We start from the raw sequence: 23,331 nt of genomic DNA on the forward strand, positions 1-23,331 counted from the left end.
GTACGGGATCGACACCGAGGCGACGCTGGAGGGTCACTCGCCGTGATCGACTGCCGCTTCGCGGACGGCGCCGGTGACGACTCCGCCGACGCCTCTACGTCGCCCGAGGTCCTCTTCACGGGCTTTCCCGGGTTCCTCGGCTCCGCGCTGCTCCGACGCGTCCTCGCTCGCGGCGACGGTCCCGTGGCGTGCCTGATCCAGCCGCAGTACCGCGAGCTGGCCGAGAAGCGCGCGCGGGAGATCGTCGCGGCGGTCGGAGAGCGCGATGACGACGACGTCCCTGCCGACGCCCCGACCGTCCACCTCTACGAGGGCGACGTCACGGAGCCGGACCTCGGGCTCGGGTCGGCGCTCGACGACCCGGACCTGCTGGCGGGCGTCGAGGAGGTGTACCACCTCGCCGCCGTCTACGACCTGAGCGTCGACGCCGACCTCGCGGAGGCCGTGAACGTCCGCGGGACCGAACGCGTCCTCGACGCGTGCGAGCGGCTCGGGGTCGACCGCCTCCACTACGTGAGCACGTGTTACGTCAGCGGCCGGTACGACGGCGTGTTCACCGCCGATCACCTCCGGGAGGGCCAGTCGTTCAACAACCACTACGAGTCGTCGAAGTACCGCGCGGAGGTCGCGGTCCGAGAGCGCATGGCGGACGGGCTCCCGGCGACCGTCTACCGCCCGGCGATCACCGTCGGCGACAGCGAGACCGGCGAGACCGACAAGCTCGACGGGCCGTACAACCTCCTCCGCCTGCTTCTCGCGCAGCCCGAGCGGCTCGCGGTCGCGTTCTCGGTCCCGGGCGGGGCCGAGACCGAACTGAACGTCGTGCCGCGCGACTACGTCGTCGAGGCCGTCGCGGAGCTGAGTGCCCGGCCGGAGACCGCCGGCGAGACGTACCAGCTCTGCGACCCGGACCCGCTGACGGTCCCGGCGTTCGTCGCGGCGCTGAGCGACGCGGTCGGTCGCCGGACGGTGACCGTTCCGATCCCGAAGCGGCTCGCGAAGGCGGCGGCCCGCCTGCTCTCGGCCGCGTCGGTCGACGTGGAACCGGCGACGATCGACTACTTCGACCACCCGACCCGCTACCGGTGTCCGAACGCGCGCGAGGCGCTGGCCGGGACCGGGGTCTCCGTCCCGCCGTTCGAGTCGTACGTCGACCGACTCGTGGCGTTCGCCCGCGAGCACCCGTCTCTCGGCGACGACCCGATGACGTGACCGCCGTCGGCGAGGACCGGACGACGTGAGGGGGGTAGCACCGAGCGCCCGAATCCCGGCGTCGAGCGGGTGAGAGGCCGTCTCTCGGGACGATCGATAGGAAAGGCATTTGAGTAGTCCGGGCGACGTACCGCACATGACCGACGACGACGCCGTTGAAACGTTCTACACGGACGAACGGTGGCAGAACTGGCTCGACAGGCTGGAGGAAGAGGAGTTAGACCCCGAGAACGAGGACTCGGCGCGGCTCCTGTTGAACCTCCAAGACGACGCCGCGATCGCGGTCGTGAAGGTGCTCGCGGCGCTCGACGACGGTCGCATCGACGACGAGCGAGCGGTCGAAGAGATCCACACGGTCCGCGACATCGTGCTCGCCGACGTGGAGTTCGACGACGAGGACAAGGTCATGCTGATCGACGGCGTCCAAACTTCGCTCGTCCCCGTCTTCTACGCGGCCGAGGAGTACATCGTGGGCGGCGTCGTCGAGGGCGACGTGAGCGAGTTCGTGCGCGCGGCGGCCGACGCCGAGGCCGACGACGACCTCGACGCCGCGCTCGGCTACATCGTCCAGGCCGGCACCCGGATCGTCGACGGCGAGGAACTCGACATCGACCTCGTCGAGGACCTGGAGTACGGGCTCGTCTCCGAGTGGGTCAACGGGCTCGACTCCCTGCAGTCGGCCATCGAGGACCCGGAAGTCGTCGAAGAGGAGGACTGAGCGCGGCGGCCGGTTCGGGCTTCGTTTCTCTCGGTTCGCTCGATTCCGACGAGCCGCCGGCCCGTCGAACGGTCCCGATGGGGCTGACAAACCGTTATGAACTCGCGTGACGACTCTCGTGTATGGCAGTCTCCGCGGCCGGAGTCGCGATCGTGCTGCTCATCGTGTGGACGGCCAGCTCGTTCGTCCCCTTCGTGCCGAGCGGCGTCCTCGCGGCGCTGACCGTCGTCGGCTACGCGTACGCCACCGGGTTCACCGAACCGGGCCTCCTCGTGCTCGTCGCGCTCGTTCTCGTCTCGCTTCTGGCCTCCGTCGCGGAACTGGTCTCGGGGATGGTCTCCGGGAAGCTCGGTGGCGCGCCGACGTGGACCGTCGTGGTCGGCACGCTGGTGGGCGTCGCGCTGCTGTTCGTGATGGGGCCGATCGGGCTCGTCGTCGGGCTGGGCGGCACCGTCTTCCTCGCGAGCCTCTACGAGAACAGCGCCGAACCGCGCGTCGCCGCCCGGCGGTCGGCGTACGCGGTGATCGGCGCCCTCGCGAGCTCGCTCGTCCAGGCGGTCATATTGGCCGGCGTCACGGTCGCGTTCGCGATTTCGGTTTTATAAGGGCCGTCGATCGCGACCGCGACGCGGACGAGAAGTGGTGTCTGCGAGGTCCCGTGCGGCTACGCGGCGACCGCGAACAGCAGCAGGTTGTGCGCCGCCGGGCCGAGCCCCATCGCCGCGACGAACCCAAGGAGCAGGTACCCCTCCGCCGGCCGGTCGCGGACGTACTCAGCGAAGAGCCAGACGACCGCGCTCGCCACCGCGAGTTTCACAAGCAGGAACACCCATCCCTCGCCGAGCACCGGGACCGACGGGATCCAGTCGAACTCCAGCAGGATCCGGGAGAGGGGCGTGCGCTCGCCGAAGCCGAGATGGGTCGTCCCGACCGCGGTCGAGACGCCGTCGAGCGCGTGGCCGAACACCGCGAGGGCGCCGACGCCGCCCGTGACCGCGGTCTCGGGTCGGAGCCGCGTCAGGCCGGCCCAGGCGACGCCCGAAATCGGGACCGCGAGCGCGAGCGCGACCGCCGACCAGCGCGCCCCCGCCGGCGAGAGGCCGGTCGAGACCGCGACCGCGACGACCGGGGCGAGGAGGAGCGCGCCGGCGACCGCGAGCCGCTCAGCCACCCGGTCCGGGCGGGTCGCGTCGACGGTGAGCCACGCCGCGCCCGCCAGCGAGCCCACCGTGAGGTAGACGGTCGGCGAGCCGGCGAACGGCGAGAGGAGGGGCGGGAGCGCGCCGACGACGTAGAGGACGTGCGCCGCCGATCCGAGCGCCATCCACGGGGCGAGCGCGAGCACGCGGCGGCCGGTGACCCGCGGGCGCCGTCGGCGGAGCGCGGTGACGACCGCGCCGGCCGCGAGCAGGACGGCGACGAGATACGGGGCGGGCGGGAGGGTCGTTCCCTCCGGAACGAAGGGGAGACCGCCGACCATCAGACGGACAGGACAGGCTGGCTGGCGTACAGGAGGACGTACTCGGCGGCCTTCCCGAGCACCTCGCCGGGGTCGCCGGTGACGGGCTCGCGCGGGACGACAATGAAGTCCGACTCCAGCTCCTCCGCGGTGTCGAGCACCACGCTGCCGGGGTGAACCGTCTTCACCTCGGTGGAGAACCCGTAGGCGATGGAGTTGCTGTGGGCGATGCCGGCCGCCTCCGCGCGCCGGGCCACCGAGTCGGTGAACGCCTCGGTGTCGTCGGCCACGTCGCCCTCGTCGACCACGCCGTGGCTGATGGCGCGGACCACGTCCTCGTCGAGCACGTAGAGGGCGTGGACGCTCGCGTCGTACTCGGCGGCGACGGCGATCGCGTAGTCGACCGCCTCGTGGGACTCCTCGCTGCCGTCCACCGACACGAGGACGAGGTCGATGTCGAGATCGGTCATACGCGAGTCGTCGTCGGGGGAGGGCAAAAAGCCCGCCCTCTCCGGTCGCCCCCGAGCTTCCGAGCCAGCTGTCGGGTCGAGGCCCGCGCTCAGAACTCTGCGAGGTCGCGCTGGCCGGCCGCGCGCCGCTCGCTCGGGGGCACGTTGGTGGCGACGATCTCGTCGACCTCGTCGCGGTTCCCGGCGTCGCTGTTGATCGCGCGGGTCGCGCCCTCGCGATCGACGCGGAAGCCGGCCTCCGCGTACGGCTCGTTCATCACGCCGCTGTTGCTGAGGACGACCCACACGCCGGCCTCGTCGAGCGCCCCCGCGACGTCGAGCAGCCGGCGCTGGTCCTCGCGGTCGAACCCCTCGGCGCTGTACTCGTTGAAGCTCGCCGTCGCGCTCATCGGCTCGTAGGGCGGGTCGAAGTAGACCAGATCGCCCGGCTCCGCGGCGTCGAGGACGTAGTCGAAGTCGCCGTTCCGGACCGTCGCGTCCGCGAGCGCGTCGCTCGCCCGGCGGATGCGGTCGCGCTGGACCCAGTCGGGGTTCGCGTAGCGACCGACGGGGACGTTGAACCCGCCGTCGGCGTTCTCGCGGTAGAGCCCGTTGTAGCAGGTGCGGTTGAGGTACAACAACAGCGCCGCCTCCTCCAGCGGGTCGAACTCGCCCTCGTACGGCCGCCTGTTGAACCGCGCGCGCTGCTGGTAGTAGTAGCTCTCCACGTCGCGGCCGCGGGCGGTCTCCTCGGCGTGGGGGAGGTCGGGATCGGGGTCCGCGTCGGGGTCGTCGAACGACTCCAGCCGCTCGATCAGCGCCTCTGGGTCGTCGCGGACCCGCTCGTAGAAGTTCACAAGCCGCGGATTCGCGTCGTTGACCGTCGCGGCCGACGGCTCGAGGTCGAAGAACACCGCGCCGCCGCCGACGAACGGCTCGTGGTAGCGGCCGTACGTCGCCGGAAACCGGGCGTACAGCTCGTCGAGGAGCTGCCGCTTCCCGCCGGCCCACTTCAGTATCGGCTCGGCCATGCGATGTCTGGGGTCGCCCGCCGCGGCGTATAAACGTCTCGGGCGCGGTCCGCGCGCCGACGGGGTCAGTCGTCCGCGAGCTCCCCGTCCGGGTCCGGGAGGTCGGCGACGTGGGCGGCCGCCTCGTCGAACTTCGGCCCGGGCTCGATGGTCCCCTCCTCTCGGTTCCACTCGATGTAGCCGGCTTCCTCCAACGCGGGGAGGTGGCTCTCGCGGAGCTCGGCGGCGATCTCGTCGACCCGCCCGCGGACCTGCAGATCCGCGACCGTCTCGACCGCTCCGTCCGCGATCCCGGCGATGACGCGACGGCGGCCCGGCGTCGCGACCGCGGCCTTTCGTTCTGAGGGGGTGTGATGTGTCAGTGACATCGACTGTTCGTATCTACATGATGGATTAAGACGAAATAAAACTACGGGCCGAGAGCGCCGACCGCGCCCCGCTATCGCACCCGGAGCCCGCGGTGAAGCGTGTACCCGGGGACGAGCAGGAACAGGAACGGGACCCCGGTGAGCGGGTGCGCCAGCAGCGAGCCGGCCGCGAGTATCAGGTACCCTTTGGCCGGCGGCGACCACGCGGTTCGGGTCCGCATCGTGTCGAGCTCCGCGGCGAAGGCGTACAGGAAGCCGCCGGCGACCAGGAGCCACAGCGCGCCGGCGACCAGCGTCGCAGGAACGGTGCCCGTCGCGTCGGCGACCGCCGACGGGACGCCCGGTCCCCCGTCGGCGAACGACGGGTCGACGAGCGCGCGCGCGGCGATCGACGCCGGGAGGTACAGCGCGGCGAGGGCGACGGTCGCCCAGAACGGGGCGTTCGCCCGCCCGCCAGACCCCGGGATACTGACCATTGACTGATCGTGGGGGAGCCACGGGGAGAAGTCCTCCGGTCGCGACCCGACTCGTCGATCGAGCTCCGAGCGACCCCCGACATCCGAGCGAGGCCGCCGATCGGAGGGCCTCCGGGTCGGTGCCACCCCGCGAGCACGATCGTACGTGATAGATTCATTACGAGTGCACGAACGACTACCATGTCAACAGTTACACCGTCATATCGACAGCTTCAGACCATCTGGTGGTGTGTGTCGTGCGAACAGTTCTCAAAACATATTCGTAATATGAAAGGTTTTTACCGCCCGGCGACCGAGGTGTATCCATGCGACCAATGACAACTGGATATCCGGCCGCCGGCCGGTCGCCGGGGCCCAACGTCGCGCCCGACGGCATCGTCCGCGCCTCGTTCGCGTTCCTCGCGGTCATCGCCTTCGGCGTCCTCGTTGCCGCGTACCCGCTCGTCTCGCTCGGCGTCCTGGCCGCCGGCGTCGCCCTCGCGGTCCTGACGCGTTCGCTCGCCCGCCACGTCGACCGGGAGGCCGTCGGCCGCGTCAGCCTCCCCGGGCTGGGCGCCGTCGAGTACCGCTTCACCCGCAGCTAACGACGCGTCGATACCGAACCGCCGGACGGACGCCCGGTACTTCGGCCCTGTTGAGACCCTCTTCTTCGGAGCGCTTCTCGTTCGAACTCGACAGCCGCTGACAGCTGCGTGTCGATCGATAGCGGGAGGACGCGTCTCACTTCGGTCGACCGGGTATTTATAAGCGATCGAGAGGCGTCGCTGTCGGCCGCTTATACCTGGTTGACACTGCTGCGGTGACGACCTCCAAGGCCCCAGCCGTGAGGGCGGCGCACGCTCGCTGCGCGCCTCGCGCAGTCGCTATCGCTCCTTCGCTGCGGTGCTTCCGTCGCCTGCGTCGCCCTCACGGCTTCCCTTTTGAATCCCATCCAGCCGCACCGCACAGCCTCACGCCTCCCCAGCCTCGTCGGTCACCCTCCGCGTTGCTCCGGGCGACCGACTCCCTCGCACGCGCTCCTCGCGGGCCTGCGGCCCGCTCGGAGGCGCGCGCCGACCGCTTCGCTCATTTATAATCGATCGACGCCGTGGCCCACGGCTGTTTAAACACTCCATCGCTACCACCGAACTGCAACACCCACTCCCGCTGTCGCTCACTGCTGTGTCCGCGGTGACCGCGACAGGGTCAGGCGTATCACCGCCTGAGGGGTCCGACGACCGCGTTTCCACTCCTCGGCCCGACCGCGATTCAGACCCCGTACGCGACCCGCTCGCCGACGTCGAGGCCGTTCGCGAGCGCGGCGTGGACCCGGGCCTCGCCGGCGACCCAGTCGCCGAGGAGGTACAGCCCCTCCCGGCGGGCGGAGTCGATCGGGCCGCGGTCGACGCCCCTCTCCGGCTGCGCGTACCGCCATCCCTGGTGGTCCGTCCACGCCGGGTCCGCCAGCCGCTCGTCGCCGACGATGTCCGCGGCGTGGGTCGCCAGCGTCGCGACGTTATCGGCCGGGTCCGCGTCGTAGTGCTCGACCGACCAGTCGTGGTTCGCCTGCACGACGAGCAGGCTCTCGCCGTCGGGGACGTGGCCGGGCTTGCACTCCTCGCGGGAGAGCCACCCGACGGCGTGTTCCTTGTCGGTGTTGACGAGGCCGTAGTAGGGGGCGTCCAGCGGGAACGGGTAGTGCAGCACCGCGGTCCAGACCGTGCGGTACGGCACGTCGCTGACCGCGTCGACGAGGGCCTCGCGGACGGGGGAGTCCCACTCCGCGTCCCGGAGGAGGTCGGCGGTCTGGGGCGCCGGCGGGTTCAACAGCAGGGCGTCGAACGGCCCGCGCGTCGCGCCCTCCGCGTCGTCGACCGCCCACCGGTCGCCGACCCGGCGGACCGTCTCGATCCGCGTCCGGCGGTGGACCGTCGCGTCGGTCCGGTCGAACAGCCGCTTCGCGATCTGCGTGATCCCCCGTCGGTAGCTCCACTTGTGCTCGTCGGCGTCGCGCCCGGGCGAGACCTCGCCGTCCGCGTCGAACACGTAGACGGGCTCCGCGACGTCGACCAGCCCCTCGTCGTCGAGCGTCTCCGTGATCAGCTCGACGACGCGCTCGTCGTCGGCCTTCAGGTAGTTCGCGCCGTAGTCGTAGGTCAACTCGCCGTGGCGACGGGTCGCCGCGCGGCCGCAGAGCCCGCCGGACTTCTCGAAGACCGTCACGTCCGCGTCCGGAAGCGCGCCGTCGAGGGTGAACGCCGCGGCCGCGGCCCCCGCTCCCGCGCCGACGATGCCGATGTGTGTCACGGGCGTAGGGAGGGGGTGCAGCCACTTAATCGGTCGCTCGGGGTCGCCGCGGCCGGCGCCACGCGGACGGGCCCGCCCGGGAGCGAGGGGGCAAGAACCTCCCCGACGGCGCGTTTTATTCCCGCGTGCCGACAGCGTGCGAACGCGAACCGCCGGTCCGGCGCGCGGACCGGGGGGCCTCCGACACACCATGACCCACCACACGACCGGACGCGGGACGGACGGTACCGATGGCTGACGACCCCTCGGCCGACTCCCCCCCGGCCGACTCCCCCTCGGCCGACGGCACCCCAGCCGACGGCACCCCGGCTGACGCCCCGGAGTCGTCCGGTTCCGACGTCGACTACGCGGGGCGGGCGTCCGAGATCCTCGGCTTCTCGCGCTGGTGGCAGATCGCCGCCGCGGCGGGGATGATGGCCGCGGTGAGCCCCTATCAGTACGTCTGGTCGTCGATCGAAGGGTCGCTGGCACGGAGCCTCGACATCGGGCTGCCGGCGCTCGGCGCGGTGTTCTCCTTTTACGTCGTCTTCCAGTCGCTCTCGCAGTTCCCCGCCGGCAAGTGGCGCGACAGCCACGGGCCGGGCGCGCTCACCTTCGTCGCCGCCCTCCTCGCCGGCGGCGGGTACGTCGGCCTCGCGTACGCCACGGCGCTCTGGCAGCTGTACCTGCTGTACTCGCTCGGGGCGGTCGGCGTGGGGATCGTGTACACGGTCGCGGTGAACACCGCGGTCAAGTGGTTCCCGGACCGCACCGGGCTCACCACGGGCGTCGGGACGATGGCGTTCGCCGCCGGGAGCGCGCTCGTGGTCCCGTACGTCCGCGCGAACGCCACCGTCGCCGCCTACAGCGACGTGCTCCGGAACCTCGGGCTCGCGATCCTCGTCGTGACGCTCGTCGGCGCGTATCTCCTTCGCGACCCGCCGGACGACTGGCTCGGACTGGACGATGGCGGCGACGGAGGGAGCGGCGACGGAAAGAGCGGCGACGGAGGGAGCGACGGCCTCGCGGCGTCGCTCCGCGGCCGCGCGTACACGACCCGCGAGATGCTCTCGACGTGGCAGTTCTGGCTGCTGTACGCGATGTTCGTCGCGATGGCCGGGGCCGACCTGCTCGTCATCGCCAACGTCGTCCGCTTCGCCGAGCAGTTCGGGCTGGCGGCGGTCGTCGCGACCGCGTCGGCGACCCTCCTGCCCGTCGCCGCCGGGGTCTCACGGCTGATCCTCGGGGAGGCGTCCGACCGCTTCGACCGGAAGCGGGTGATGGCCGCCTCGTTCGTCCTCGCCGGGGTGTTCCGGCTCGCGCTGATCGGGGCCGGGCGGGCCGAGGCCGGGGTCGCGTTCGTCGCGCTGGTGATGGCGGCGATGTTCTTCTCGTCGCCGCTGTTCGTCTACTTCCCGTCGGTGATCGCCGACTACTACGGCGCCAAGAACTCCTCCGGGAACTACGCGGTCCTCTACACCGCGAAGGTCGGCGGCGGCGTGTTCGCCGGCACCGCGGCCGGCTACCTCGTCGCGACCGCCGGCTGGGTCTCGACGTTCGCGCTCGGCGGCGGGCTCGCGATCGCCGCGGGGCTAGCGGCGCTGCTGCTCCGACCGCCGAGCGGGTCCGGGCTGGTGACCGAGACGGCGACGGCGTCGGACTGAGGCGACGGCGTCGGACTGAGGCCACTACGGCGACGCCGCCGGACTGACGCCGGGCCTCAATCAGTCGAGTTAATCGCCGCCGTTCGCGGGCTTCCGCCCCACCAGCGCGTAGAAGGGGTCGGTTCCCGGACGCTCCGCGATCCGGTCCTCGACCGCGAGGTCGCCGGCTTTCAGATACCGTTCGACGAGGTCGGCGCGCTCGTCCATGGAGGCGGTCCGCCACGCGCGGACGGCCTTCGTCGGGAACATCCGGTTCGAGAAGCTCACCACGGCGACGCCGCCGGGCGCGAGCACGCGCCCGACCTCCGCGAACACGGGCCCTGGGTACTGGAGGTACTGGACCGACAGCGCACAGCAGACGGCGTCGAACGCGTCGTCGGCGAACGGGAGCCCCGGGTCGGCGTTGAGGTCGCGGACGACGAACTCGTCGAGCGCGTCGTTCGCCGCGAGCTCGGCCTCGTTGAGCCCGTGGCCGACGACGCGCTCGAACTCCGTCTCCGGGAGGTGCGACACCCAGCTACTCATCGCGTCGAGAACGCGGTCTCCCGGGCCGAGAACCTCGTCATACAGCGCCGTGAGCCGGTCGAGAAACGCGTCGTCGGCGTGCGTGACGAACCGCGGATCCGAATAAAACGTCTGGTCGGACCGGTCGTCGCGCTTCCGTCGGTCGCGGTCGGTGAGAACGGTCGTCACGGCTACCGGATCTCGGAGCCGCGACCCAAAGAGCCCGTCGCCCGTCTCGGCCGGACTGCCGCCCCGACGGCCGACAGATCGGCCGACCGCGAGCGACGGCTATCCGCTTCGCGCCATCGCCCGTTCGATCCGCCGCTTCGACTCGTCGAGGCGGTCACCGACGGCGGCGACCGCCGCCAACACGGGGTACGTCGGGGCGAGGTCCTGATAGAGGTACGTGGGGACGTCGAGGTCGCCGTCGATCCCGAGGGCGCGCTCGTGGGACGCGAGCTCCCGCTGTCGACGCGCCGCGATCCGGTCGCAGTCGTCGATCAGGACCTCTGTCCGGGCCCGGTAGGCGTCGAGCGTGCCGAACCCGGCCTCGGAGAACTCCCGCTGGCCGGTCGACTCGGCTTCGCTCCGGATCGGGGCGAGCCGCGAGGCGGCCCGCTCAACCGACTCGCTCTCCGACCGAACCGTCTCGACGAACCGCTCGCGCTCCTCGATGGCGGTCGCCGTCGCGTCGAGCAGCGACCGCTTGCATTCCCGGTGGAACCGCGACCCGCGGGTGAGCGCGTACGCGAGCTCGGGAGAGAACTCCTCGGCGACGCTCCGCTCGTAGGTGTCGTCGTACTCGGCCTCGTAGTGGGGGACGGACATCACCGTCTCGCGGTACGCGTCCCTCACCGCGACGAGCCCCGACCCCGCCGGTGGCCCCGAGCCGCGGGGTCCGCCCGCGCTCGGCGCCCCGATCCCCCCGGCGACGCCGATCGGACCCCCGCCTCCGCCGGCCGCTCCCGCGCCGCCGTCCGTGCGGACCGGCTCCGACGGGACGGACGATATCCGCCCGCGGAAGGCGCGCAACGCCTCGCGCTCGTCGCCGACGCGCCGTCGCTCGACCCGGAGCGCCGCTCGAGCGTCGTCCAGCACCTCGGGGCCCCCGTCCGTCGGCTCGGTCGTCGTTGCCATACCGCACTCGTCGCGTATCGTTCACGTAAGCGCTTATAATAGTGATACGAGGCGCACGAGACCCGTACGGGGCGCTCAATAGGGCTCCGGAGACCCCGTCGCTGTCGCCGCTCGCGGCTAGACGACGCCGCGCGCGAGCGACCCGAGCAGCGGGAGCCCGAGGGCGCCGGCGACGGTGACGTACACGACGGGGCGCATCTCGGGGAGGAGCGCGGCCGCGGGCCCGAGGGAGACGGCGAAGACGGCCAGCGCGAGGACCCCGGCGACGAGCGCGTACGCGACGCCGCGACGCGGAGACGGGGCCACGAGCGCGGCCGCCGCGCCGGCCGCGACGAGCCCGAGCCAGTGGACCGACGCGAGGGCGACGCCGACGGCCAGCGCGACCCCGAGGGCGGCGGCGTGCGGGCGGGAGTCGGTCCGGATCCGGTCGAGGAGCGCGTTGAGGTCGGTCACGACGAGTCACCTCGGAACGCGACCGTCTCGTCGGCGTCGGGCGGTTCTCCCGGCGACATCGGCTTCTGGTCGTTCGCCAGCCACGCGCGGAGCTGGTCGTCGTAGTGCTCGGAGAAGTAGTCCCCGGAGTTGCCGCCGGGGAGCACCGCCGTGGCGTCGGTCCCGGGCCGAACCACCATCCGCCAGCTCGACCCCACCGCGTCGTCGACCCGGTAGTTCATCACGGTGGCGCGGGAGCCGTCGGCCGGGAGCTCGTCGTAATTTAAAAAGGGCGCCTCGCCGCCGAGGGGATGTGTCATCGCCGCCGTCGAGTTCCAGTCGCCGTACGCCTCCCAGCCCGCCTCCTCGATCTCCGCGAGCGACTCCTCGAGCGCCGCGACCATGGTCTCGGGGCGCGAGCGGTCGGCGAAGATCTGGTCCCCGTCGGGCAGCGTCGCGAGGACCCAGTCGCTCGGCCGGTACGTCTCGCCGAGGTCGACCGCGTCGAACGTCGGTCCGAAGGCGAGCGCGCGGTACCGGTCGAGCCATCGGGCGAACACGAGCGCAGCGCGTGAGTCCCACTCCATGCGGTAGTCCCAGTCGTCGAGGGCCTCGGCCGCCGCCGTCGCGCGGTCCGACGGCTCGGCCTCGGATCCCGGACCCGCCTCGCCGTCTCCCGCCGCCTCGACCGCCGCGACCAGATCGGGCACCAGCTGGGCCGCGCGCCCGTCGCGAACGTCCCGCTGGAGCGCGCGGTGGAAGGCCGGGTCGGTCGGCTCGCCCGACGCGACCGCGTCGTCGAGCCGGTCGGCGATCCGCATGCCGCGGTAGGGGGTCGCGTACGCGACGCCGACGTAGTGGCGCGGGTCGTCGATCACGCGCTGGTTCGCGGTCGAGAGCACGTCCGGGTCGATCGCGTGGGGCTTCTCCTCGAAGGGGACGAACCCGTCCCACGAGGACCGGCCGAACGGCTCGAACCCCGCCCACTCCCCCTCGCCGGCGGAGCCGTCGAAGATCCGGTCGCCGGCGACCGCCTCGCCGTCGATCTCGCGGATCGGGAGCTGTCCCGTCGCGTAGTACATCGTCCGCCCGTCCGCGTCGGCGTACACGAGGTTCTGCGTCGGGAGGTCGAACTTCCGCGCGGCCGCGAGCGCGTCGTCCAACCCGTCGCTGCGGCCGAGCTCGTCGATCGCGACCGTGGTCCGGGTCGCGGTGTGGCCGGTCCACGCGACGCCGACCCGCCGTCCCTCGCGCTCGATCAGGGGGCCGTGAACCGTCCGCTTGACTTCGATCTCGCGGTCCTCGCCGCCCGACACGGGGATCGCGTGCGTCTCGGTGTCGAACTCGCGCCACTCGCCCTCGTAGCGGTAGCGCTCGCCCGCCTCGTCGGTCTCGTAGCGGTAGCAGTCGAGCACGTCGGCGCCGACGTTAGTGAACGACCACGTCCCGCGGTCGTTGGCGCCCGCGATGACGAAGGGGACGCCTGGGAACGTGGCCCCGCGGACGGACCGCTCCGGGGTCTCGACGCGCTGTTCGTACCACAGCGGCGGCGCCATCAGCGACAGGTGCGGGTCGTACGCGACGATCGGCGTCCCGCTCGCGGTGTGCTCGCCCGAGACGACCCAGCTGTTCGAGCCGACGCCGGTCGGGGACTCGAACCCGGAGAGCCACGCCGTGAGGTCGGCGTCGAGGGGGTCTGAGACGGCCGGTTGCCGCCAGCCGCGGTCGGCGACTCTCTCCCCACTCGTGTCCCCGAGCCGCGTCTCGTCGCCGTCGAGGATCGGCGCGTCGTGGTCGAGTCGCCGGGGGAACAGCTCGTCGGCGCGGTCCGCGCCGAGTCGGTCGGCGACGACCGCCCGGCGCAGGCCGGAGAAGTCCCCGGTGAGCGTCCACGAGATCTGCTTTTCCATCAGCATCGAGTCGACCGGCGTCCAGGGCCGGGGCTCGTGGCCGACCAGCGCGAACTCGACCGGGAGTTGCTCGGCCTCGATCGCCGCGTTGACGCCGTCCGCGAACGCCTCCACCAGCGGCCCGGCGGGGGTCTCGCGCACGAGGTCCCACGTGGCCTCGGCGGCCTCGGCGAACCCCATCGCGAGGTTGAACTCGTCGCTCTCGACGGTCGCGGCGCCGACCGCCTCCGAGAGGCGCCCGCGCATCACCCGCCGCTGGAGGTCCATCGCGAAGAGCCGGTCGAACGCCTGCAGGTAGCCGACCGCGAAGTACGCCGCGGCCTCGTCGTCGGCCTTGACGTGCGGGACGCCGTCGCCGTCGACGACGACGCTCGCGTCGCCGTGCGGGCTCGTGACGGTCTCCGGGAGCGACCGGTCGGCCGCGTCCCATGCCCCGCCGGAGAGCGGCGCGAACGAGTCGAGCAGGTCGCCGGCCGCGGAGGCCGCGATCCCGCCGGTCCCGGCCGCCAGCGCGGCGGCGAGGACGGCCCGGCGCGTGGTACGGTTCGTCACCCCGTGACCGAGCCGTCGGTTCCTAATTATTATTTCGGTGAGAGCTGCCGTCGACGGGAAACGCACATCCGTGCGCTCGCCGTACGGCCTATCGATGGAGGTCGCACTGATCACGGTCGGCGACGAACTGCTCGCGGGCGACACGGTGAACACGAACGCCAACTGGCTCGCCGCGGAGCTGAGCGACCGCGGCGTCGCCGTGACACGGAGCCTCTCGGTGCCGGACGACCGCGCCGTCATCGCGGAGCGCGTCCGGGGGTACGCCGACGCGTTCGACGCCGTGATCGTCACCGGCGGGATCGGGGGCACCCCGGACGACGTGACGATGGAGGCGGTCGCGGACGCGTTCGACCGCGACCTGGCGCCGACGGACCTGACGCGCGAAGCGGTCGAGGGGCACCTGGCCGAGATCCGCGAGCGTCTCCCCGACAGCGACGTCGACGTGGACGTCGAAGCGGAGGCCGCGATTCCGGTCGGGAGCCGACCACTTTTAAATGCTCCCGGGCTCGCCCCGGGGTGCGTCGTCGAGGGCGTCTACGTCATGCCGGGCATCCCCGAGGAGCTGAAGGCGATGTTCTCGTCGGTCGCCGACGAGTTCGCGGGCGACCGGCGGTCCCGGTTCCTCTACACCGTCGAGCCCGAGTCGGACATCGTGCCCGCGCTGGAGGCGGCGGGCGAGCGGTTCGACGTCGCCGTCGGCTGTTACCCCGACCGCGAGGCCGAGCACAACCGCTTAAAAGTGACCGCGACCGACGCCGACGCGCTCGCCGACGCCGCGGCGTGGCTGCTGGCGAACGTGAACGCGAGCGAGACGCCGGTGCGACGGAACTGGGAATAAAAAGGCGGACGGACGCGGCTCAGCCGGCAGTGCGGTTCTCGGGCGGCTCCTCGGGCGGCTCTTCCGACGGCTCGTCGGGCGCCGTGGGACCGCTCGGGGGCTGCCCGCTCCCCGCTCCCGGCGGCGTCCGGTCGTTCGTCACGAGGAAGTCAGCGAGGTTTCCGATCAGCGCGTCGTTGTCAGCGCGCTGGGCGTTCTCGGGCGAGAGGAAGTCGCTGTCGCCCACCATCACCACTTCGTCGTTCCTGACGAGCAGCGGCGCCTCGGTCGGCGCCCGGGTCGTCGACAGCTCGCTTCCCGCGATCGGGCGGAGCACGTCGGTGCCCGCGGCCGTCGTCCCGACCGGCGTCGCCGACGGCAACACGACGCGGTCGACGCCCTCGGTCAGCGCGGCGTCGGACTCGGGTGGCTCCGCGTACACGCGCTGGTAGTTCAGGTCGTTCTCGGCCATGTTGTACACGTAGCCGGGGTCGGTCGTGACGCCGAGCGTCGCGTCGAGCGCGGCCGCCCCGGGCTGGTCGAACGCCGCGTCGGGCTCCGTCGCCACGATCACGTGGCCGCCCGACTCGACGAACGACTCGATCTCGTCGAGCTCGCGCTCGTCGTAATCGGTCCGGAACGTCACGAACGCGTCGGCCTCGGCGAGCCGCTCGCCGAGCTGGGTCGGTCCCTGCTCCGCGCCCGGAGGCACGGCGCGCTGCTGCTCCGGGTCCGGCACGTAGACGCCCACGTCGTGGCCGTTCTCGATGAGCGCGTTCGCCAGCGGGCGCACGTCGCGGTCGGCGACGCCCGGTCCGCCGAAGCCGAGCAGCGCGAGCGGGCTCGACGGAAGCGCGCCCTGCGGCTCGACGCCGGGGTCGACGAGTACGGTCTGAGACCGCGTCGCGGCCGCCATCTCGACGGTCGCCTCGCCGGGCGTGTCGTTCGCGACCGCGTCGCCGTCGACGTAGTGCTCGTTCTGGATCTCGGGCGCGGGGGCGGCGCCGTCGGCGGTCACGTACCCCGTGAGCGCCGCGCCGCCGAGGATCGTCGCGAGCGTCACCGCGAAGGCGACCGCCAGGGTGCGGACGTCGCTCACGCGCCGACACCCCCGGCGAGCCGCGCGGTTCCGTTCCCCGTCGCGTCGGTCCCCGACCCGCCGCGATCGGCGTCGAGGTCGCTCTCGGAGAACCGCTCGACCGTGTCGACGTGCGGAACGGCCTCCAAGTGGACGTACGTGAGGCCCATCGGCTCGACCTCGCCGTAGCCGGGGTCGTTGGCGTGGACCGCGACGACCTGCGTGTCGGTACGGAGCAGGATCGGGAAGCCGGTGTCGGGTCCGGTCTCCCGGGTGTCGACCTCGTACTCGCCGAGCCCCTCTTCCGTGGCGGCGGCGTGGACCGCCTCGTTGAGCGACCCGATCTCGTCCGCGTAGCCGTTCTCGACGGCCTCGGTGCCGAGGTACACGTCGGCCTTCGCGACCTCCTCGCGCGGGATCTCGAACTCATCGCCGCGCTCGGCCATCATCGCGTCGACGAAGGTGTCGGCGAGCGTCTGCTGTTCGGCCCACCCCTGAACCTCGTTGCCGCCGGCCTTGTCGGGGCCGCTCGGGCCCAGAACCGGTGACGAGGTCTGCGGGGCGGGCGCGTTCAGGCCGATGCTGCCGACCGTCGAGGTCGGGAGGACGTAGATCTCGTCCGCGGGCGCCATGGCGTAGTAGCCGCCGGAGGCGCTGATCGACTGCACGCTCGCGATCACGGTCATCTGTTCGCTCGTGCGTTGGACCGCCTTGTACATCCGCTCGGACGCGACGGGCGCCCCGCCCGGCGTGTCGAGTTTGAGGACGACCGCGCCGACGGAGTCGTTGGCGCGGATGTCCGCGAGTTCGCTCTCGACGTCGTCCGCGAGGGCCGCGTTGACGGGACCTTCGATTTCGACGACGGCGACGGTGTCCTCTGGGTCGTTGGTCGCCGCGTACACGCTGGGCGCGAGCACGGCGCCGACCACCGCCGCGGCCAACACGACGGCGGCGAGCTGTTGCCGCGACGTGAGGGCCGTGGAGGGCTGTTTGGTTGACATAACCGAGTAAAGCCTGAGCCAATCGAAGAATAAAAATTTCGGAAACTACCTCGGTCGAATCTCCCTCGAGCCGGTCGGTCTCCGTCTCGTGGCGCTGCCTCGGTCCGCCCGGTCGTCCCCGCCTCCCGGCGCCGCCGCGGTCCGCCCGGTCGCCCCCGACACCGATAACATGCTCGCGTTCGAGGAGTCGGGTACCGTGTCACCCAGCGATCTGAGCGGCGAAACCGTGGTACTCACCGGCGGAACCAGCGGGATCGGTCGCGCAGCGGCGACGGAGCTGGCGGCCCGCGGAGCGACCGTCGCGATCGTCGGGCGAGACCGCTCACGGGGGGAGGCGACGGCGGCCGAGGCCGACGCGCTCGACGGCGACGTCCGGTTTCACCGCGCCGATCTGGCGACCCGGGCGGCCGTTCGCGACCTCGCCGCGGACCTCCGCGGGTCGTACGACCGGATCGACGTCCTCGCGCACAACGCCGGGCTCTCGGCGGGGTCGCGGACCGAGACCGCGGACGGGATCGAGCTCACGCTCGCCGTGAACCACCTCGCGCCGTATCTCCTCACCCGCGAGCTGTTCGACCGGCTCGCCGCCTCGGCGCCCGCCCGCGTCGTCGTCACCGCCTCCGACCTCCACCGGCGCGCGACGCTCGACTTCGGCGACCTCCAGTTCGCCGACGAGTACGACCCCCTCGACGCGTACGCCCGGTCGAAGCTCGCGAACGTCGCGTTCATCCTCGAACTCGCGGACCGGCTCCCGGACGACGCGGGGATCACGGCGAACTGCCTCCACCCCGGCTTCGTGCCCTCGACGAACCTGTTCCGCGACGCCGCGCTCCGCACCCGGCTCGCGGTCCGCGTCGCGGGGCTCGTTCCCGGCGTCGGAACGACGCGCCGGGCGGCCGCGGACCGCCTCCTGCGGCTGATCGCGGCACCGGGATACGCCGACCGGACCGGGCGCTACGTCGGCGAGGAGGAACTGACGCCAGCGGACGCGGCGACCAACCCCGAGACGCGCGAGCGGCTCTGGACCGTCAGCGCCGACCTCGTCGGCGTCGACCCCGACTGGCCGTAGGGCACGATATCCCGATTCCGGAGCCGTCTCACGGCTCCGGGAGCGCTCCGCGCGCGGAGCGCCACCCCTCGAAGAATGCGCCCGCCGGGTGGTAGTCGGGCTCGACGCCGGGCGGGTCCTGCGCGACGAGGTCGCCGTCGGCGGCCGCGGGCAGCCGCTTCTCGTACCAGACGCCCGCCGGGCCGCGGAACAGGTCGGTCCGGACGAGGAACCGCCGGTGCCACTCCCGGAACCGGTCGGCCTCGTCGGCGTCGCCGCGAGCCGCCGCGCGCTCGGCGAGCGCCGCGGACGCGCCGATCGCCTCCGCGAGCGCCCAGCCGTACCGGTCGGCGACGATCGGCGACCCGTCGGCCGCGTGGGTGTACACGAACCCGTTCTCCGCCCAGCCGCGGTCGACGGCGGCGTCGAACAGCTCGCGGGCGCGGCGGTACCACTCGGGGGTCGAGCCGCCGCTCGCCGCCTCGCCGCCCTCGTACCGGTCGATCAGCGCGAGCAGCTTGGCCCACTCGGCGTGGTGGCCCGGCTGGTACCCCGGCGGCCGGAACTGGTGGCGCGGCTCGTCTGCGTTGTACGCGAAGTCGTGTTCCCAGTCGGCGGTGTAATGCTCCCACAGCAGCCCGTCGGTCTCGGCGGCGAGGTCGACCGCGATGGCCTCGGCGACGCGCCGCGCGCGCTCGAGGTCGCGCTCCTCGCCCGTCGCCTCGTGGGCGGCGAGGAACGCCTCGCAGGCGTGCATGTTCGCGTTCTGGCCGCGGTACGGCTCCCGCTCGGTCCAGTCGGCGTCGCAGTCGCTCCGGAGGAGCCCGCGGTCGTCGCGGAAGCGCTCGTCGATCAGCGCCCGGGTCGCCTCGAGGTCGGCCGCGGCGCCCTCGATCCCGGCGTCGACCGCGCGGGCGTACGCCAGCAGGACGAACGCGTGGCCGTACGCCGACCGCGTGCGGTCGACCGGGTCGCCGTCCGCGTCGACGACGAGCCGGTACCCCCCGTCGTCGGCGCGGTGCGCCTCTCGAAGGAACCGCAGGCCGTGTTCGGCGGCGTCGAGACACCAGTCGGGGCCGTCGGCGAGCGCGCCGACGGCGAAGTTGGCGACCCCTCGGCAGGTCGCGACGAGGTGCCGCCGGTCGCCGGTGTACGGGTCTCCGGTCGTCGGGTGAAGGAGGCGGTAGCCGCGGTCGGCGAGCGCGTCGGGGTACTGCACGCGCAGGACCGAGAGCAGCCGCGCCCGGTGCGATCGCGCTCGCCGCTCGTCAGCCTCGCGTGTCGTCTCGTTCATGGGGGTTCGCTCGGGCCGCGCTCGGGTAAAGCCGACGCGTCCCGCGCGCTGCGGGCGACCGGCTACCACTCGACGTAGGCGAGGTACGTCGCGCCCTCGTACTCCAGCAGCCACGTCCCGTAGGAGTCGTCCTCTCGGACCCCCTCATGGTCTCGGATCCGGTCGACCACCGACCGGAAGGCGTCGTCGTCCTCGAAGTACCCGTCGTCGATCGCCTCCTCGACGACCTCGCGCTCGGCCGTCGAGAGCCCCGCGAGCACGAACAGGTACCGGTCTCGGACCCGGTCGGCGAACGCGTCCACGTCGGGCGCGGCCTCGGTCGCCTCGTAGCGGTACTCGACCTCTTCGGCGGTTCGCGACTCGACCCCGATCCGGTACCGCTCCCCCTCGCGGACGAGCACGTCGTACCGCTGGTCCGGCACGAACACCGAGTCGTCCCCGACCTCCGCGGCGCTCCCGTAGCCGACGCCGACGTCGTAGCCGTCCTGTCCCGGCCGGTCCGCCTCGGAGAGGATCGGTTCGAGGCGCTCCCGATCCGTCTCCGGGAGCTCGTCGAACGCGATCTCGCCCAGTTCGGGGGTCCCGTCTTCCGGGTCGAAGTCGACGAGCACCTCGTACACCGTCACCTCGCTGCTCGCGATCCGCGTCTCGGAGACCTCATAAAAGGCCCCGTCGACTCGGACGGCCTCGGTGCGATCGAACAGCCGAGACCGGCCGCTGCGCATGGCCGACCCGTTTTCGATCGCCGACGAGACGACGTCGTACTCCGCCGAGCCCGGCTCGGCGGTCACCGACACCTCGTCGGCGATGTCGGCGGCGGTCGCCTCGGTCAGGTCGAGGACGACTGCGGGGTGGCCGCAGCCGGCGAGGGGGACGGAGAGGAGGGCCGTCCCGCTCGCGAGGAATCGGCGGCGTCGCATGGTTCACATGACAGGGAACCGGAACGAAAGCGTTGCGGTTCCGCGGGTGGTCGCGGCGCCCGCTGCGCCGGCGGAGCGCGCGTCTTCGTCCCCGGATCGGTCACCGCGGTCCCGGCGTCAGGGGCGAGCCGCCGGACCGTCGGTCGGACCGGCCGCCGGCTGTTGCTTATAAACCGCCGGACGAGTCCGGCACCAGTTCCACCCCGGTCGGTCTCGTTCTGTAACCCGATGACCGAACAGACGACTCCCGCGGCGGACCGGTCGTCGACGCGGGCCGACTCGCGGACCGAAACGACCGCGGTGAACGGTGGTCGCCGACTCGCGTACGCGGAGTACGGGTCAGAGGCCGGTTCTCCGGTCGTGTTCCTACACGGGACGCCGGGGTCGCGGCGCCTCGCGGAACTGTTCGACGCGCCCGCCAAGGAGAGCGATCACCGGATCCTCGCGCCCGATCGCCCCGGCTACGGCCTGTCCGACCCGTGGCCCGACCGGTCGAGAGCGGACGGCGCGCGGGTCGTCCGCGCCGTGCTCGACCACGCCGGAGTCGAATCCGCCCGTCTCATCGCGTTCTCCGGGGGCGCCCCCGACGCGTTCGCGGCCGCGGCGGCGCTGCCGGATCGGATAGAGCGGGTGGACGCGGTCGCCGGCGCGACTCCGCCCGAGCACACGCGCGAGCGGCCGGGGGTACAGCGGCTGTTGACCCGGATCGGGTCGACGGCGCCCTCGGTGCTGGCCGGGCTGTTGCGCGCCCAGCGGTGGCTCGCGGGGCGCCGCGACCCGTCGTTCGTCGTCGCCCAGTACACCAACGGGGATCCGACCGCCGCGGTGTCCGACCGCGCGGCGGAGGTCGTGCGCGCGGACTTCCTCGAGGCGCTCTCCCGCCACCGCAGCGGCGCTGTGACGGAGTTCCGACGGACTGCGGCCGACTGGGACGTGGCGTTCGGGGCGATCGACGCGCCGGTGCGGTTCTGGCACGGCGAGGACGACACGAACGTCCCGATCGCCGACGTTCGGCGCTTCGAGGCGGCGCTCCCGGCCGCCCGACTGACGGCGCTCGACGACGCGGACCACCTCCAGACCCTCCTTCGCTCAGTTCCCGCGGCCCTGAACGACGCCGAGCCGCCCGCGTGACGGGAGCCGCGTGCCGCCCGCGTGACGGGAGCCGGCGATCGAAACGCGGATTTACAAACGGACGCCGCGAACCCGCCCGTCGAGGGGATGAAACGCGTCCAGTTTTCGGCGGCGTACCCGGAGCGGCTCGTCCACCCGCTTCACCGGCGGGTCATCGAGCCCGGCCCGGTCGCCCGCGCCGAGCTGCTGACGTGGAGCCCTACCGCGGACGCGACGACGCTGCTCTGGTGTGACGCCGACCCGGCCGCGACACGGTCGGTCGTTCGCGCCGTCGACTCGCTCGTCGACAGCGAACTCGTCGAGGACGGTGCCGGGACGTACGCGTTCCTCCGACAGGACGGCTACGAGTTCGCGCCGGCGGTGCTCGACGCCATCGCGGCCGCAGGCGTGGTCTTCCTCCCGCCGGTCGTCTTCTCGGCGAGCGGCGACGTGCGGTTCGAGGCGGTCGGGGAAGCGGCGGCCCTCGGCGCCTTCCACGAGGCGCTCGGCGACCTCGCTGACGTGACGATAGAGCGGGCTCAGGAGTTCGAGCGGACGGCGTCGCCCTCGCGGCTCACCGACAGACAGCGGGCCGCGTTGGAGGCTGCGGTCGAGGCGGGGTACTACGAGGTGCCCCGCGACGGGACGACTGCGGACGTCGCGGCCGCTCTCGACTGCTCGACGAGCACGGCCGGCGAGCTTGTTCGGAAGGCCGAGGCCGCGGTGATCCAAGAGTTCGTCGCGGCCGGCAGCGGGGACTAACGGGAGACGGCGAGCGCGGCGACCGCGACGCCGCTGCCGACGCCGCCACCTCTGCGACCGCCCGTTCCCTCGCCGACTAGTCCGCTCGGAACGCCACGGCGAGGTCGTCGGCCACGTCCGCGATGGCCTCGGTCGCCCGGTCCACCTCGCGGAGCGTCATGAACCCGTGCACCTGGTCCGCGTAGTTCTCGTAGCGCGTCGGCACCCCGTCCCGGACCAGCTGTTCGGCGTACGCCTTCCCGCCGTCGCGCAGGGGGTCGAACCCCGCGGTGACGACGGTGGCGGGAGCGACGCCCGACACGTCGCCGGCGTTCGTCGGGTCGGCGTACGGGTTGCGCGCGTGGAGCTCGTGGTCGTAGTAGCACTCCGTGAACCACTCCAGGTCCGACTCGCTGAGGACGGTCCCCGCGTGTTCCTCGACCGACGGCTGGTCGGGCTCGACGCCGACGCCGGGGTACAGCAGCGCCTGATACGCGATCTCGGGACCGTCGCGCTCGACGGCCATGAGCGCGGCGACGGCGGCGAGCGCGCCGCCGGCCGAGTCGCCCGCGACCGCGACCTCGCCGGTTCCGTCGATCGCGTCCGGGTTGGCCGCCGCCCACTCGACCGCCGCGTACGCGTCCGCGACCGCCGCGGGGAAGGGGTGTTCCGGCGCCAGCCGGTAGTCGACCGAGAGAACCGCGCAGCCGCTCTCTCGCGTGAGGTGGCGACAGAGCCAATCGTGGGTGCCGATGCTCCCGAACACGAACCCGCCGCCGTGGAAGAACACGACCGTGGGGAACGGACCCTCCCCGTCGGGGAGGTAGAGCCTGACATCGAGGTCGCCCGCCGGCCCGGGGACCGTCCCGTCCACGGTCCGACCGACCGCCGGCGGATTCCGGTTTTGAACCCACGTCATCGGCCGCGTGAGCAGCCGCGCGAGCTTCACTCCCCACCTGCTGTGCGGCAGCGGGAACCGGTCTTGGCGCTCGACCGCCTCCTTCGCCTGCGGATCGATCTCGTCGGCGTGCATGGTCGACCCTGTGGCGAGTCGGGAGTAAACCTTGGGGACGGCGCGGGTGAGAACCTATTTGTCGCCGTGAGCGAACACCCGACCATGAGCGCCGTGGCGTCGACCGCCGCTG

At 72.3% G+C, this 23,331-nt stretch carries 24 protein-coding genes; 9 read left to right on the forward strand and 15 right to left on the reverse strand.

The genetic code is table 11. The annotated features are described in order from the left end of the window. Positions 1–42: 42 nt before the first annotated feature. The 3 genes from C468_RS07035 to C468_RS07045 all read left to right on the forward strand — a co-directional run bounded on the left by C468_RS07035 (position 43) and on the right by C468_RS07045 (position 2,535). A complete protein-coding gene (locus C468_RS07035) occupies positions 43–1,212 on the forward strand; it encodes an SDR family oxidoreductase (protein WP_008848196.1) in 1,170 nt (389 codons plus the stop codon). Between the two features lie 136 nt (positions 1,213–1,348). Further along, positions 1,349–1,930, forward strand: a complete 582-nt coding sequence (locus C468_RS07040) for a DUF2150 family protein (RefSeq protein ID WP_008848197.1) — start codon at positions 1,349–1,351, stop codon at positions 1,928–1,930. 122 nt (positions 1,931–2,052) lie between these two features. After that, positions 2,053–2,535 carry a DUF456 domain-containing protein gene (locus C468_RS07045; RefSeq protein WP_008848198.1) on the forward strand — a complete coding sequence of 161 codons (483 nt, stop codon included), beginning with the start codon at positions 2,053–2,055 and terminating at the stop codon, positions 2,533–2,535. 59 nt (positions 2,536–2,594) lie between these two features. Here the strand turns inward: C468_RS07045 and C468_RS07050 are convergent, their stop codons facing one another. The 5 genes from C468_RS07050 to C468_RS07070 form a co-directional block, all read right to left on the reverse strand. Continuing rightward, positions 2,595–3,410: a DUF63 family protein gene (locus C468_RS07050; RefSeq protein ID WP_008848199.1), complete on the reverse strand. Its 816-nt coding sequence runs from the start codon at positions 3,408–3,410 to the stop codon at positions 2,595–2,597. Further along, positions 3,410–3,859 (reverse strand): universal stress protein, encoded by a 450-nt coding sequence (locus tag C468_RS07055; RefSeq protein WP_008848200.1) that lies wholly within the window; start codon positions 3,857–3,859, stop codon positions 3,410–3,412. Before C468_RS07055 ends, C468_RS07050 begins: the two co-directional genes overlap by 1 nt. Positions 3,860–3,948: 89 nt before the next feature. After that, positions 3,949–4,869, reverse strand: coding sequence for a DNA adenine methylase (locus C468_RS07060; protein ID WP_008848201.1), 921 nt, complete (start codon positions 4,867–4,869; stop codon positions 3,949–3,951). A gap of 65 nt (positions 4,870–4,934) precedes the next feature. Then, positions 4,935–5,237 carry a hypothetical protein gene (locus C468_RS07065; RefSeq protein WP_008848202.1) on the reverse strand — a complete coding sequence of 101 codons (303 nt, stop codon included), beginning with the start codon at positions 5,235–5,237 and terminating at the stop codon, positions 4,935–4,937. Positions 5,238–5,308: 71 nt separating this feature from the next. Beyond that, positions 5,309–5,713 (reverse strand): hypothetical protein, encoded by a 405-nt coding sequence (locus C468_RS07070; RefSeq protein WP_008848203.1) that lies wholly within the window; start codon positions 5,711–5,713, stop codon positions 5,309–5,311. Between the two features lie 305 nt (positions 5,714–6,018). On the opposite strand from C468_RS07070, the gene C468_RS07075 reads away from it, so the two are divergent. Continuing rightward, on the forward strand, positions 6,019–6,297 hold the full coding sequence (locus C468_RS07075; RefSeq protein ID WP_241430991.1) for a hypothetical protein: 279 nt from the start codon (positions 6,019–6,021) through the stop codon (positions 6,295–6,297). Between the two features lie 664 nt (positions 6,298–6,961). Here C468_RS07075 and C468_RS07080 read toward each other — a convergent pair. Then, positions 6,962–7,999, reverse strand: coding sequence for an NAD(P)/FAD-dependent oxidoreductase (locus C468_RS07080; protein ID WP_008848205.1), 1,038 nt, complete (start codon positions 7,997–7,999; stop codon positions 6,962–6,964). A gap of 230 nt (positions 8,000–8,229) precedes the next feature. Here C468_RS07080 and C468_RS07085 point away from each other — a divergent pair, with 230 nt between their 5' ends. Beyond that, positions 8,230–9,642, forward strand: a complete 1,413-nt coding sequence (locus tag C468_RS07085) for an MFS transporter (RefSeq protein ID WP_008848206.1) — start codon at positions 8,230–8,232, stop codon at positions 9,640–9,642. A 69-nt stretch (positions 9,643–9,711) separates the two neighbouring features. On the opposite strand, the gene C468_RS07090 is transcribed toward C468_RS07085, so the two are convergent. The 4 genes from C468_RS07090 to C468_RS07105 form a co-directional block, all read right to left on the reverse strand. After that, positions 9,712–10,335, reverse strand: a complete 624-nt coding sequence (locus C468_RS07090) for a methyltransferase domain-containing protein (RefSeq protein ID WP_008848207.1) — start codon at positions 10,333–10,335, stop codon at positions 9,712–9,714. 99 nt (positions 10,336–10,434) lie between these two features. After that, a complete protein-coding gene (locus C468_RS07095) occupies positions 10,435–11,283 on the reverse strand; it encodes a DUF7260 family protein (RefSeq protein ID WP_008848208.1) in 849 nt (282 codons plus the stop codon). A gap of 117 nt (positions 11,284–11,400) precedes the next feature. Further along, positions 11,401–11,736 carry a hypothetical protein gene (locus C468_RS07100; protein ID WP_008848209.1) on the reverse strand — a complete coding sequence of 112 codons (336 nt, stop codon included), beginning with the start codon at positions 11,734–11,736 and terminating at the stop codon, positions 11,401–11,403. Continuing rightward, positions 11,733–14,177 carry a penicillin acylase family protein gene (locus C468_RS07105; RefSeq protein WP_008848210.1) on the reverse strand — a complete coding sequence of 815 codons (2,445 nt, stop codon included), beginning with the start codon at positions 14,175–14,177 and terminating at the stop codon, positions 11,733–11,735. The genes C468_RS07100 and C468_RS07105 overlap by 4 nt, the downstream gene beginning before the upstream one ends. A 94-nt stretch (positions 14,178–14,271) precedes the next feature. Between C468_RS07105 and C468_RS07110 the strand changes: the two genes are divergently transcribed. Further along, positions 14,272–15,015, forward strand: a complete 744-nt coding sequence (locus C468_RS07110; protein WP_008848211.1) for a competence/damage-inducible protein A — start codon at positions 14,272–14,274, stop codon at positions 15,013–15,015. A 19-nt stretch (positions 15,016–15,034) separates the two neighbouring features. On the opposite strand, the gene C468_RS07115 is transcribed toward C468_RS07110, so the two are convergent. Both C468_RS07115 and C468_RS07120 read right to left on the reverse strand, forming a co-directional pair. Continuing rightward, positions 15,035–16,093 (reverse strand): DUF4350 domain-containing protein, encoded by a 1,059-nt coding sequence (locus C468_RS07115; protein ID WP_008848212.1) that lies wholly within the window; start codon positions 16,091–16,093, stop codon positions 15,035–15,037. Then, positions 16,090–17,073: a S49 family peptidase gene (locus tag C468_RS07120; protein WP_008848213.1), complete on the reverse strand. Its 984-nt coding sequence runs from the start codon at positions 17,071–17,073 to the stop codon at positions 16,090–16,092. Before C468_RS07120 ends, C468_RS07115 begins: the two co-directional genes overlap by 4 nt. 169 nt (positions 17,074–17,242) lie before the next feature. Here C468_RS07120 and C468_RS07125 point away from each other — a divergent pair, with 169 nt between their 5' ends. Further along, positions 17,243–18,142, forward strand: a complete 900-nt coding sequence (locus tag C468_RS07125; RefSeq protein ID WP_008848214.1) for an SDR family NAD(P)-dependent oxidoreductase — start codon at positions 17,243–17,245, stop codon at positions 18,140–18,142. A gap of 28 nt (positions 18,143–18,170) precedes the next feature. On the opposite strand, the gene C468_RS07130 is transcribed toward C468_RS07125, so the two are convergent. Then, positions 18,171–19,415 (reverse strand): AGE family epimerase/isomerase, encoded by a 1,245-nt coding sequence (locus C468_RS07130; protein WP_008848215.1) that lies wholly within the window; start codon positions 19,413–19,415, stop codon positions 18,171–18,173. 62 nt (positions 19,416–19,477) lie between these two features. After that, a complete protein-coding gene (locus tag C468_RS07135) occupies positions 19,478–20,335 on the reverse strand; it encodes a hypothetical protein (RefSeq protein ID WP_008848216.1) in 858 nt (285 codons plus the stop codon). Positions 20,336–20,563: 228 nt separating this feature from the next. Here C468_RS07135 and C468_RS07140 point away from each other — a divergent pair, with 228 nt between their 5' ends. Together C468_RS07140 and C468_RS07145 are read left to right on the forward strand one after the other, a co-directional pair. After that, positions 20,564–21,466 (forward strand): alpha/beta fold hydrolase, encoded by a 903-nt coding sequence (locus C468_RS07140; RefSeq protein ID WP_008848217.1) that lies wholly within the window; start codon positions 20,564–20,566, stop codon positions 21,464–21,466. Between the two features lie 87 nt (positions 21,467–21,553). After that, positions 21,554–22,207 (forward strand): helix-turn-helix domain-containing protein, encoded by a 654-nt coding sequence (locus C468_RS07145; protein ID WP_049912121.1) that lies wholly within the window; start codon positions 21,554–21,556, stop codon positions 22,205–22,207. Positions 22,208–22,283: 76 nt separating this feature from the next. Here the strand turns inward: C468_RS07145 and C468_RS07150 are convergent, their stop codons facing one another. Further along, a complete protein-coding gene (locus C468_RS07150) occupies positions 22,284–23,219 on the reverse strand; it encodes an alpha/beta hydrolase fold domain-containing protein (RefSeq protein WP_008848219.1) in 936 nt (311 codons plus the stop codon). Between the last annotated feature and the right edge of the window lie 112 nt (positions 23,220–23,331).

The organism is Halorubrum kocurii JCM 14978 (genome assembly GCF_000337355.1).
Classification (GTDB): Archaea; Halobacteriota; Halobacteria; order Halobacteriales; family Haloferacaceae; genus Halorubrum; species Halorubrum kocurii.